Source organism: Lonsdalea quercina subsp. quercina (genome assembly GCF_000688695.1).
In the GTDB taxonomy this organism is placed as follows: Bacteria; Pseudomonadota; Gammaproteobacteria; order Enterobacterales; family Enterobacteriaceae; genus Lonsdalea; species Lonsdalea quercina_D.
This window is the reverse complement of sequence record NZ_JIBQ01000007.1, coordinates 109,494-121,341: the sequence shown is the minus strand read 5'-3', so window position 1 is coordinate 121,341 and position 11,848 is coordinate 109,494. Positions and strand designations below refer to the sequence as shown.

The window sequence follows — 11,848 nt, the reverse complement described above, 5'->3', positions numbered from 1 at the left end:
TCATGACTGAAGTAAAACAAGCGGCGCCCAACGGGGCGTCCTCCTGGAGCTGCTGGCGAGGTTTGGGCGGCTGGAATTTCTATTTCTTGCTGAAATTCGTACTGCTGTGGTTCGGCTATCTCAACTTTCACGCGCTGGATAACCTGGTCTTTCTTTGCTGGTTGGTTTTTCCGCTGCCGTCTCAGCGGCTGCACCGCCTGCGTCAGTGGGTCTCGATCCCCGTCGGGATCGCGTTGCTTTACCACGACACCTGGCTGCCGGGGATTCAAACTATTCTCAGCCAGGGGGCGCAGCTCACCCAGTTTTCGGGTGATTATCTGCTCGATCTGGCGGATCGATTCATCAATGGCCGGATGGTGGCCTGTGCGTTTGTGATGTGGGTTCTGTACCTGTTTATCGCCCAGTGGGTGCGCGTTACCGTCCTGGTGACGGCCATGCTGTGCTGGATCAATATCATCAATATCGCCGGTCCGGCGTTTTCACTGCTGCCGACGACGGCCGCCACGCCTCAGGTTGCCATCAACACCACTGCGCCGCAGCCCAGCGCGCCCAATGGGNCGCCGGACGGACTCGACGAGCGCGCGCCGCCGACAAGCGCCAATCTAACGGCCTTTCTGTCGCGTTTTTACGAACAGGAAAAGCAGCGCGTCACGCACTTTCCTGAAACGCTCCCGGCGGATTCGCAGCCGTTTGACGTCCTGATCATCAATATCTGCTCGCTGTCGTGGTCTGACCTGGACACGGTGCAGCTCCGTCATCATCCGCTGTGGAAACGGTTTGATATCCTGCTTGGCAATTACAACTCGGCGACGGGTTACAGCGGCCCTGCGGGCATCCGCCTGCTACGCGCCAGCTGTGGTCAGACGCCGCATAGCGAGATCTACAAGCCAACGACGAATCACTGCTATCTGTTCGAAAATCTGGAAAAACTCGGTTTCCGTCAGCAACTGGTGCTGGATCACCCCGGTATTTTCGGCGGCTATCTGACGTCGCTGCGTGAGCAGGGGGGGATCGGCGCGCCGCTGCTGTCTCAGGCGGGGATCGCGCCAGCTTATACCTCGTTTGACGGGACCCCGGTGTTTAACGACGCGCAGCTGATGCAGCGCTGGATGGACGAACGTCAGCAGAGCAAAGAGACGCGCAGCGCGACCTTCTTCAACCTGATCCCGCTGCATGATGGTACGCGTGAGCCAGGGACGACGCGCTCCGCACCCTACCAGCCGCGGGCGCAGCAGATGTTCGATCAGTTGGAAACCTTTATGCGCCAGCTTGATGAGTCGGGACGGCGCGTGATGGTGATCGTCGTGCCGGAACACGGCGCGGCGCTGGCTGGCGACAAGATGCAGATGTCCGGTCTGAGGGATATCCCAAGCCCCAGTATCACGCATGTGCCGGTAGGCATTCTGTTCGCCGGTATGAAAGCGCCGCATCAGGAGCAGCCGCTGCGCGTCGATGCGCCGACCAGCATGCTGGCCCTGTCCGAACTGATTTCCCGCGTGGTAGATGGCCAGGTGTTTAACGCGGCCAACGTCAATATGTCGGTTCTGACCGACAACCTGCCGACGACGCCGGTGGTGTCAGAGAACGACGGGGCGGTGGTGATGCGTTATCAGGGGAAAACCTGGATACGACTCAACGGCGGCGACTGGGTGAACTACCCCTGACGCTGACGACCGTTATCGCTGTCACGATGGCGCCGTGGACTTCTTCCCGGCGCCTTTTTTTGCCGGAAATAAAAGCGGCCCGCATCGCCATGAATCTCATCACGATGCGGGCCGCCGGATACGCCGGAGGTTAACGTTTGATTGTTATGCCTTCAGCGATGCCATATCGATGACGAAGCGATATTTCACGTCGCTTTTGAGCAGCCGTTCATAGGCTTCGTTGATCTGCTGGATATCGATCACCTCGACGTCAGAGACGATGCCGTGCTTGCCGCAGAAATCGAGCATTTCCTGTGTTTCCGCAATTCCGCCGATGCAGGAGCCGGCGATGGAGCGGCGGCCTAACACCATCGGCATCGTGCTTAGCGCCGGTTCAACGTTGCCGAGCAGGCCGACAAACACCAGCGTACCGTCCAATGCCAAAGTGGTCATATACGGATTCACGTCGTGCTCGTAAGGCACCGTATCAATAATCAGATCGAAGTGGTTGCTCACCGCTTCCATCTGCGCCGGATCGGATGAGAGCACAATGTGATGCGCGCCCAGACGACGAGCGTCGGCTTCTTTGCTCTTGCTGCGAGTAAACAGCGTGACGTCCGCGCCCATCGCATGCGCCAACTTCAGCGCCATATGACCCAGACCACCGAGCCCTACGACGGCGACTTTACTGCCTTTGGTCACGTTCCACTTGCGCAGCGGCGACCAAGTGGTGATGCCTGCGCACAGCAGCGGAGCGACGGCTTTCAGATCGATACTGTCCGGGATCCGCAGCACAAAGTCCTGCGACGCGACGATTTTTTGCGAATAGCCGCCGTAGGTCGGCTGGTGATCGTGGCGATCGTAGCCGTTGTAGGTCTGAATATTTCCCTCTTCACAGTACTGCTCCAGACCCTGCTGACAAGGCTGGCATTCGCGACACGAGTCCACCATGCAGCCGATGCCCGCGAGATCGCCCGGTTTGAACTGGGTGACCTCGCTGCCGACCTCGGTGACGCGACCGACGACTTCATGGCCGGGCACCAGCGGATAAAAGCTGATTCCCCAGTCGTTGCGTGCCTGATGCAGGTCGGAATGACAGACGCCGCAGTACAATACTTCAATGACGACATCGTCAGGTCGCGGTTCGCGGCGGGTGAACTCCAGCGGCGCCAGAGGGGCTTGGGCGGACTTAGCGGCATAACCGAGCACTTTCATGTTCATTCTCCTGTTTCATTGGGTAATGACCGTAGGGCGTAATGACCGCCGAAACGGGCGGAAGTCGGTAACGCGGACTTGTAGTGAGAAATAGCCTGTGGAAGGCCGAAGGGACGGCGAGAACGATAACACAACGGAAGGGCGGCGATGCCGTCCCGCGGTATGACTTTCCCGTTGTTTTCCCGCCGTCAAAGGCTCTGTCGTATCTGTGTCGCACCTCGCAATATAGGAAAAATGCCTCATGCTGTGAGGTTATGGATGCGGCGCGGCGCGATGTAAATCGTTCAACCAGCCGTGAACGGCGTCAACCAGCTTATCTGCCGAACCTTGCGCGAAGCCGGAACTGCGCGCCTCGTAGGTGAACCGGTTGTAGCTGGCGTCATCCGGCAGATATTTTGCCGCGCCGTCGACCATCGTCAGCACCAGCGTATGCGCAAACGGCGACTCAGCCTTGATACGTTCGCCGATCTGCGCCGCCAGCTCCGGCTGCACGCCGACCAGCGCGATGTCGCCGATCCGGATCAACACTACCGGCAGTGCGACGGGGCGGCCCGGCGTATAAGTATAGGTGGTCACCGGACCTTTGGGCGCATTCCCGGGCGAGTTCGTTTGCGACGTCACCGTGACGCTTTTTCTTTCCAGCGCCAGCGTAGGGGGGGTGGTGGCGCGAATGCCGCCGGAGACTTCAGCGGCCGCGCGACCTAACTCCGTACCGAGTTGATCGAGCAGCGTAAAGCCCTCTTCATGGCTATCGACGCGTGTGACGCTGCCGTCGTGGTTGACGACATGCCGGTTAGCCTGACGACGGGGTGCCTGATCGCCCGCCGCGCCCACCAAAAATGCCGCTACCGGCGCGCCGCCATGCTGTTCCACGTAGCGTGTGGCGACGCCCGCCAGATCCGACGTGATCAGTTTGCCGCCCGCTTTGAGCGTGGAGCCATCCATCACCGAAGACTGGACGGCGTAATTGATCATAACGGCCAGCGGCGCACCCTGAGCGGTATCGATTCGCAACACGGACAGCGCCGGGTCGCTATTCCCTTCTTCGTTGGCGCCGAGCCACCAGCCGAACGGCGTCGGGACATCGCGATTAACGTTCACCCGGCTGACGCCTTCCCCGTAGCCCACCCGGGCGACGGTCATGGAGTTGACCGCCGACAGTGCGGCCGATCGCACCGCATTCACCATTGCCTGCTGCATCCGCGTGGACTGAGCCTGAACGTCCGGCGAGGTATGTTCATGCGGCAAAACGTGCGGCGCGGAAAAACCGTGGCTGGCGCTGACAATCGTCCGCGCCGGGGCGACCTGCGCCACCTGCTGGAGAGCGGCCTTCATGTTGGCGATTGATGCGTCGGACAGCGAAGTCTGATCCACAACGACAATGCCCAGGCGGGNCGTCCCGTCGTCCAGCAGAATGACGCGTGTTGCCAGCGGATCGTGCTGCCCGACGAAACCGTCGATAGGGTAGATGTCGTCTGGGATGGCAATGTCCGCCCGGCCCGCGCCGGCGGTGAATGACGCGGCCTGAGCCAGCCCGCAAAGCAGCATAATGCTCATCGTCAGGGAGGCGCGAAGAAACGTTTTTTTCATCATTGGTCCATTGTATGGCCGCTCACGGCGGCGGCTATCAATCGTTGCTTGAATGTCGCCGTCCCCCGCAAAACCGCTCGACACGCCCGATAGGGACGTGCAACGAGGACGACGAAAAACAAAATTTCGTTGGAAATAGCGCGGCAAACGGCGTCAGGCGAGGCTCTGGATACCGTTAACACCGGTAATCCTGACGTCACGCTCTATCTCCTTATTTATCCGACCGCCGTCGGACGTGAGCGTTCCGTCACTGGTCCCGGATTTTCATTCTTCTCAGGGGCGAAACCGCAGCGCGAGGTTAAATCCGGCTTCTGTCGGCACCAGAATGTCGTTTTCTTTCTCAACAAACGGCAGATTGCCCGCCAGCAGGCTCTGACGCGTCTGGTCAAGCGAACGGGTCTTGAAGGTCAGCGCCGCCATGCGGGGTTTACCGTTGTCATCGCTCGGCAGCGCGCCGAATTCGGCGCGGGCGGACTCGGCACTGATAAAGCGCACCAGCGTCTCTCCTGCCTGTAAGCGTAATTCACCGTCGGCGGCGGGGGTGAATACCGCGGAGTTAAACAGTCGCCGGTAGACCGCGGCGGCGTCCTCTGGACGCTCGGCGACGATGACGAACTCTGCGATGTCGACGACGCCGTTACGATGTCTACGCCACTCGGGCTGCCACACGGCTTCCGGCGTCAGGTGCTGGCAGAAGAAGCTGACGCCGTTCGCAATGGCGTCGGCGCGTAGCCGGGCGATGCGAAAGCGCGCCTCCAGCGAACTACCGTCCGGCAGCGTAACCGGTCGGGAAAAGGACGCGGGCGTCTCCCCGGCGAGCTGCTGCTCTTGCAGGTGCTGATAGACCGCGTCCGCGTCTGAGGTTTTCCAGACCAGTCCGCTAAGGCCGAGGGGGGACTGGCAAAAATCTTTGCCGGTGTCGGGCTCATAGCCCAGTAGTTCAAGATAGGTCTCGCCGAAGATCGCCAGATGGTTGCTGGAGCCCATGGTGTGATGGCCGCGCTCGCTGAGTTGGAAACCGAGACGACGGAACAGCGTGCTGGCTTCATCTAATTGGTCGGCGACGTTGATGATCACATGGTCGACCACGGGGGGTAATTCAGGCATACACCATTCTCCCTGTGTTAATAAGTGAATCGCGGGGCGAGCCCGCCGACCCCATTGTAGCAGCGTTGCCGTGCGTTATGGACGATGAGTCGCCCCGGTGATGGACGAAAAACCCCCGTCGAAAAGCGGTGACGGAAGACCGGCCCCGTCGCGAAACAGCGGTATGCTGGCCGTGAGCGGGGCTGCTCCGACCGGGACGGGGGGCCTCCGCCATCAAGACAGGAGAGGGTATTAGACGCGACGGGCAGGCGACCATTCTGACGATAACGCCCTGTTCCCTGCCATTTTTCCTATGCTAGGCTGAGATTCATTGCACCGCTGGAATCATAAGGAAGCCGTATGACCGGAATATCTGAATTGTTTGAAGCCGTGGGGTTAGGGCTGGTGCTGCTGTTGCCGCTGGTCAACCCGTTGACGTCGGTGGCGTTGCTGTTGAGCCTGTCAGGCAATATGACCCGCAAGGACATCAGTCAGCAGTCCACCATGGCGGCGTTTTACGTCTTTTTGATCATGATGGTGGCTTTTTATGCGGGTCAGCTGGTCATGAATACCTTCGGCATTTCGATACCGGGGTTACGTATCGCCGGCGGACTGATTGTCGCCTTTATTGGTTTTCGCATGCTGTTTCCCCAGAAGTCGCATATCGAGACGGCATCGGCGGATCAAAAAGTGCCGGACGTGACCAAAAAGGATTCGGAGAATATCGCGTTTGTACCGCTGGCGATGCCCGGAAGCGCAGGACCGGGGACGATAGCGATGATTATCAGCTCGGTATCGACGCTGAAAGCCAACTCGCTCGGGTTCGAGCCTTGGGTGCTGGTCGTGAGTCCGGTGATGACGTTTATTGCGGTGGCGCTTATCCTGCTGGTGTGCCTGAAAAGCGCTGGTTTCATCATGCGTTTGATTGGTAAAAGCGGTATCGACGCCGTTTCGCGGCTGATGGGCTTTCTGCTGGTCTGCATGGGGGTACAGTTCATCATCAACGGGGTGATGGAGTTGATCTCGTCCTATTGAACCCCGCGTTTTTGTGCCGCGTGGTGAGCGGCGGACAGATTATCGAACGGCGTGAATCCGACATTTCATCTCTATTTTCAATTGGTTAAATTCTCATCCGCTCATCATGACGACGACGTTTGAGTCGTGAATCAGCCCAGACAAAGTCTGGGCGGCGTGCGACATCGGTGGCGAGACGGTTTCATCGCTCCACTTTCCTGCTCAACGCTTTCGTCTACAGCCTCTCTTCACTCGTTCCTTCGTTGCGGCTTGCGCGGTCAGTTCCAGGCGTGACGCGGAGGATTCACCCGATTCAGATAGTAGTTGCCGACGTGGAAATACTTCCAGCGCACCGGGTCGTGCAGCGTGTGCGTCCGGGCGTTGCGCCAGTGGCGGTCGAGATTGTATTCGGCCAGCGTGGAGCGTGTTCCGGCCAGTTCGAACAGTTTGTTCCCGGCCAGGAGGGCAATCTCGGTGGAAAGCACTTTCGACTCGGCGGTGGCGATAGCGGCGGCGGCGACCGTTTCTTCATTTGGCGTCGCTACGGCAACGTCAATCAGGCGCCCGGCGCGCGCCAGCAGCGCTTCGGCGGCGTGCAGGCGAATAGACAAATCGCCTACGGCGGCGATGGTGAAAACATCTTCCGAGGCAGTCTCTTTATCGCTGTCGATCCAAGGGCGCGTTTTTTCCCGTACGAACGAGATCGTATCGGCGATCGTGCCGCGAGCGATCCCGACATCCACGGCGGACTGAATGATCTGCGATATCGGCCCGGAAGGGGTCGGTCGATCGAAGGCGCGCCAGGCGGGAATCACGCGTTCTACGGGGGCCCGAACATGGTCCAGGATGACGGTGCCGGAGGCGGTGGTGCGCTGGCCGAAGCTCGACCAGTTGTTGACAACCGTCAGTCCCGGCGCGTCGCGATCGAACACGACCAGATGCGGCAGCCCTTCCTCGTCGAGGGCGACCGTATGCACGACATGCGCCAGCAGCGCGCCGGTGGCGTAGAACTTCTCTCCGGTGACGACGACCTCTTTGCCCTCGCGGCGCAGCGTGGTTTTGAAGTCGGACACGGTGGCGCCGCCCTTTTCCGAGAAGGCGTTGCCCCAGCGTATGCCCTGGAGAATCCCGGCCAGCAGCGTTTTTTTCTGACTCTCAGTGCCGTCGGTCAGCAGATGCGCCACGCCCGCCAGATGGTTCTGCGGGATCTGTCCCAGGGCCGAATCCGCCGCGGAGATAATCGCGATCACCTGCGCCACCGTGGCGTAGGAAACGCCAGCCCCGCCGTAGGCGCGCGGTACGGTGATGCCCCATAGCCCGCTTTGCGAAAACGCCTCCAGCTCGTCAATCGGCAAAATGCCTTCACGATCGCGGCGCGCGGCTCCCGGCGCAAACTGCGCGGCCAGCCGTTCGGCGACGGCGATGGCCTCTTCGTCGCTGGCGATGATATGCGCAGGCGACGTCGGGCGGGGGAGCGGCGTAAACGGTTCGGCAGAATTAACCCGGACTTCGGGCCGAGTGGCGGTCACTTCGATGGTGGACATGAGCATTTCTCCTTGAAGGCGAAGGCGCAACGGCGCCGTGGCCTTCATCCTAGCAATCGCACCGCCGGGTCTTATAGATGAATTCCGGATAACCTTATTAGTCAGGTGTATGTTTTTTATAGATAAAAAACAGATTAGCTTATGTCGCAGCCTACGCCTTTGAGGAAAATGGTCAGCGCTTTAATGACATGCGCGGTGCGCTCGCCCATCTCCTCGCCGTCGTGTCGCACGGGGAGCAGAGCGCCGAAGACGATGTTCATCAGCATGCCGGAATAGACTTTTACATCCTCTTCGTCCTGTAGCGGCAACTTGCCGCGTCGGGCCTGCGTCAGCAGCCAGGCCATGAGCGCCTCGCGGGGATGGAATCGTCCGCTGGCATAAAGGGGGGCGGATGATGCCTCCGGCGCCTCTACGGCGGCCTTCATAAAAACGCGGATGAACTCCAGCCGACGTCGCCCCGCCGCATCGTCCATATCCAGACGAAAAATTTTTATCAGCGACGCCAACATAGGCAGGTCCTCTGCTTCCGGGCGCGGAAGATCCAGAAACAGGCGCTGATTTTTTTCGACGACTGAATAATAAATTTCGTTTTTGTTCTGGAAGAGCGCGTACAGATCGCGCTTCGACACGGCCGCCTGCGCAGCAATCATGCTGGTGGTCGTGCGCGTGAAGCCATGCTGACGAAACAGGCTGTCGGCGGCATCGATAATGTGGGTGCGCCGTTTGGACGTCGCATCCGCTGCGCCATCAGGCGAGGTGAGTGTCCTCTTTTTCATCGTAAGGCTTCCTGATTGTCATGCCGTTGACAGGGCACCGTCATGAATGAATACTTGGTACCCAAGAGTACCATGGAAAAGGCGTTATGTGCCGTCGTCCTGCGCTGGCAGGAATGCGGATCACGCGCTGCGGTGAGATGAGCGCTCTCGGCAGCGGTAACTCGTGCCGTCCCGCGCAGCCTGTCGGGCTCCGGCTTTCCCCTCTCGGCTATGCCAACTTGTTGAAAGGAAACAACATATGTCTAAGCGTTTTTCTCTTCCCCTTTTACATCCGACCGCCGTCGCGCTAGGCGCGATGCTGTGCGCCAGCAGCCTGCTTTCGCCTGCCATGGCGGCGGATCATGACCTGCTGCGCGTCGGTGCCGCCAAAGTGGATATCACGCCCACCACCCTGAAAGACATGAACCCGATGGGCGGGGATTTTAACGGGGTACACGATCCCATTTATATGCGCACGCTGCTCATTCATAGCGGCGGCAACAAGGTCGCGCTGGTTTCGGTCGACGCCATGGAAGNCGGCGACACGACGGCGGTGCGTCAGCGGATCGAAAAAGAGTTGCAGATACCGTTCGCCAACATCCTGATCTTCGCCACGCACGATCACAGCGCGCCGCGGGTAGGCAATGTGTCTCCGGGCGCGATGGCGCATGAGGGCACAATCACGTCTTTGGCCTGGAGCGAAGCACTCTACACCCAAATGGTCGAGGCGCTTCGTCAGTCTGACCAGCAGGCCAAACCCGCACGCTTCGGCGTGGGGAAAGGGACGGTCAACATCAACGTCAATCGCGATGAATATACCGCCGACGGCTGGATTATGGGCGTCAACCCCACCGGGCCGTCCGATAAAGGCCTGTGGGTGATGAAGTTCGATGCGCTGGATGGTCAGCCCATCGCGCTGCTGACGAATTATGCGGTTCACTCCATGGCGACGCTGGGCATTAAGCAGATTACCGGGGACCTGACCGGGGTCGCCGCCGACTATGTGGAGAAAACGCTGGGAGGAAATGTGGTGTCCCTGTGGTCGGCAGGAACGGTCGCGGACCAGAATCCGAGGATCTTCCGCACGGGTCTGTCGGACACCGACGAGAAAGACGCGGCGTTCGCCTGGAATGCAGCCACGACGCAGGGGCGGGCGGCGGGGGAGGCGATTGTGCGCGTCGCCCGCGCGATGAAGCCCAGCGAGATGACGCGCCGGGTGGACATTCGTGCAGAGGAAAAGGTGGTCAGCTGCCCGACGCAGCAGGGCACGGAGACAACCGAGAACATGAATCAAGCGCAGGTTGATAATGTGGATCTTCGTCTTGGTCTGGTGATGCTGAACGACACGGCGATTGCCGGCGTCTCGGGCGAAGTAATGACCCGCATCGGCTATCGACTCGCGCAAAGTTCGCCGCTCCGCAAAACCATCCTGACCTCGATCGTCAACGATCGTATCGGCTATATCCCGGACGACGCCTCATACCCTAATCAGGTCTTTGAAGTGAAGGCGAGCCCGTTGAAGGCTGGCTGTGCGGAAGACGCCATCGTCAATAATTTCACCACGATGATAGGCAACGCGCTGCAAAGACAATAATAAGCGCATGCCGGGTGGCGCGGACGGCGAGTCAGCGCCACGTTTTGCCCCAATGGCAGGGGATGGGGGGAGAGAGGCGGCAGTGAAGGCGACGTGAACCCTGCGGGGCCAGGTTGGCCTGTTGTGCGGCGGAACTGGTCAGTTTTGGTCTTTCTGCGTAGTCTTATCTAAAATTTATGCCTCGGTGAGACATTGTCACCGTCGCGTGACTCGTCGGCTCGCCATCCTCACCATAAGGACCCAAGCTCCGTGAAAAAAATAGGATTTTTGTCGTTTGGCCACTGGACGCCCTCGTCACAGTCGGCAACGCGTTCAGCGGCGGATACGCTGCTGCAATCCATTGATTTGGCCGTCGCTGCGGAAGAGCTGGGGGCGGACGGCGCCTATTTTCGGGTGCATCATTTCGCGCGTCAGCTTAGTTCACCTTTCCCGCTGCTGGCGGCGGTGGGAGCGAAAACCCGCCGTATCGAGATCGGCACCGGGGTCATCGACATGCGCTATGAAAATCCGCTATATATGGCCGAGAATGCCAGCGCAGCCGATTTGATCTCCGGGGGGCGCCTTCAGCTCGGCATTAGCCGGGGTTCGCCCGAGCAGGTGATCGACGGTTGGAGCTATTTCGGCTACCAGCCTGCGGAGGGTGAGACTGACTCGGACATGGCGCGTCGCCACACCGAGGTCCTGCTCGACGCGCTGCGTGGCGAAGGCTTTGCCGAGCCGCATCCGCAGCCAATGTTTCCCAATCCGCCGGGCCTGCTGCGCCTCGAGCCTTTTTCGGAAGGACTGCGTGAACGCATGTGGTGGGGGGCTGGCTCAAACGCCACGGCGGAGTGGGCGGCCAAACTTGGCCTGAATCTGCAAAGTTCCACGCTAAAGGACGATGAAACCGGTGAGCCGTTCCACATCCAGCAGGCTAAACAGATCCGCGCCTACCGCGACGCATGGAAAGCGGCTGGACACCCGCGCGAACCTCGCGTGTCGGTAAGCCGGAGCATCTTCGCGCTGGTGGACGATCGGGATCGCGCCTACTTTGGTGGCGGGGGTCAGGATACCGATCAGGTGGGGTTCCTCGATGACAAAACGCGGGCGATTTTCGGCCGCAGCTATGCCGCTGAGCCAGACCAGCTCATCAAGCAGCTTGCGCAGGATGAGGCGATTGCCGAAGCGGATACGCTACTATTAACCGTGCCCAATCAACTGGGCGTTGACTACAACGCGCATGTGATCGAATCGATACTGACGCAGGTTGCGCCGGGGTTGGGCTGGCGCTAACGTCGCCGTAGAAGAGGGCGCCGGGACGTTCACGCTTTGCGCCCGCGGTGAAACCGTTCCTGTCCCATTGTCGAACACTGGCGTTCCCGGCTTTTTTGTATTTCCCGCTGTCTGCCATCTGGCTCCCGAAAGCGC

8 protein-coding genes are annotated in these 11,848 nt (G+C 59.9%); 4 read left to right on the top strand and 4 right to left on the bottom strand.

Annotated features, from left to right (window positions below; genetic code table 11):
- Positions 1 to 2: 2 nt before the first annotated feature.
- The gene (gene bcsG / locus SB13_RS08280; protein WP_026739892.1) at positions 3 to 1,664 is read left to right on the top strand and encodes a cellulose biosynthesis protein BcsG; all 1,662 of its coding nucleotides are present in this window, start codon (positions 3 to 5) and stop codon (positions 1,662 to 1,664) included.
- A 144-nt stretch (positions 1,665 to 1,808) separates the two neighbouring features.
- Here the strand turns inward: bcsG and SB13_RS08275 are convergent, their stop codons facing one another.
- Both SB13_RS08275 and SB13_RS08265 read right to left on the bottom strand, forming a co-directional pair.
- The gene (locus SB13_RS08275; protein ID WP_026739891.1) at positions 1,809 to 2,864 is read right to left on the bottom strand and encodes an NAD(P)-dependent alcohol dehydrogenase; all 1,056 of its coding nucleotides are present in this window, start codon (positions 2,862 to 2,864) and stop codon (positions 1,809 to 1,811) included.
- Positions 2,865 to 4,721: 1,857 nt separating this feature from the next.
- On the bottom strand, positions 4,722 to 5,555 hold the full coding sequence (locus tag SB13_RS08265) for a VOC family protein (protein WP_026739890.1): 834 nt from the start codon (positions 5,553 to 5,555) through the stop codon (positions 4,722 to 4,724).
- A gap of 339 nt (positions 5,556 to 5,894) precedes the next feature.
- Between SB13_RS08265 and SB13_RS08260 the strand changes: the two genes are divergently transcribed.
- Entirely contained in the window at positions 5,895 to 6,569 is a 675-nt protein-coding gene (locus SB13_RS08260) for a MarC family NAAT transporter (protein ID WP_026739889.1), read from the top strand.
- Between the two features lie 257 nt (positions 6,570 to 6,826).
- Here SB13_RS08260 and SB13_RS08255 read toward each other — a convergent pair whose 3' ends face one another.
- Together SB13_RS08255 and SB13_RS08250 are read right to left on the bottom strand one after the other, a co-directional pair.
- Positions 6,827 to 8,092 carry an SfnB family sulfur acquisition oxidoreductase gene (locus SB13_RS08255; protein ID WP_026739888.1) on the bottom strand — a complete coding sequence of 422 codons (1,266 nt, stop codon included), beginning with the start codon at positions 8,090 to 8,092 and terminating at the stop codon, positions 6,827 to 6,829.
- Positions 8,093 to 8,226: 134 nt separating this feature from the next.
- Positions 8,227 to 8,868: a TetR/AcrR family transcriptional regulator gene (locus tag SB13_RS08250; protein WP_051616514.1), complete on the bottom strand. Its 642-nt coding sequence runs from the start codon at positions 8,866 to 8,868 to the stop codon at positions 8,227 to 8,229.
- Between the two features lie 238 nt (positions 8,869 to 9,106).
- On the opposite strand from SB13_RS08250, the gene SB13_RS08245 reads away from it, so the two are divergent.
- Together SB13_RS08245 and SB13_RS08240 are read left to right on the top strand one after the other, a co-directional pair.
- Complete coding sequence (locus SB13_RS08245; protein ID WP_026739887.1) at positions 9,107 to 10,441, top strand: neutral/alkaline non-lysosomal ceramidase N-terminal domain-containing protein; 1,335 nt, start codon at positions 9,107 to 9,109, stop codon at positions 10,439 to 10,441.
- A gap of 249 nt (positions 10,442 to 10,690) precedes the next feature.
- Positions 10,691 to 11,713, top strand: coding sequence for an LLM class flavin-dependent oxidoreductase (locus SB13_RS08240; RefSeq protein ID WP_026739886.1), 1,023 nt, complete (start codon positions 10,691 to 10,693; stop codon positions 11,711 to 11,713).
- Positions 11,714 to 11,848 lie beyond the last annotated feature (135 nt).

What these genes read in the sequence shown, in the direction of transcription:
- SB13_RS08275 (WP_026739891.1), bottom strand. Translation starts at nt 2,864, where the DNA reads ATGAACATGAAAGTGCTCGGTTATGCCGCTAAGTCCGCCCAAGCCCCT.
- SB13_RS08265 (WP_026739890.1), bottom strand. Translation starts at nt 5,555, where the DNA reads ATGCCTGAATTACCCCCCGTGGTCGACCATGTGATCATCAACGTCGCC.
- SB13_RS08260 (WP_026739889.1), top strand. Translation starts at nt 5,895, where the DNA reads ATGACCGGAATATCTGAATTGTTTGAAGCCGTGGGGTTAGGGCTGGTG.
- SB13_RS08255 (WP_026739888.1), bottom strand. Translation starts at nt 8,092, where the DNA reads ATGTCCACCATCGAAGTGACCGCCACTCGGCCCGAAGTCCGGGTTAAT.
- SB13_RS08250 (WP_051616514.1), bottom strand. Translation starts at nt 8,868, where the DNA reads ATGAAAAAGAGGACACTCACCTCGCCTGATGGCGCAGCGGATGCGACG.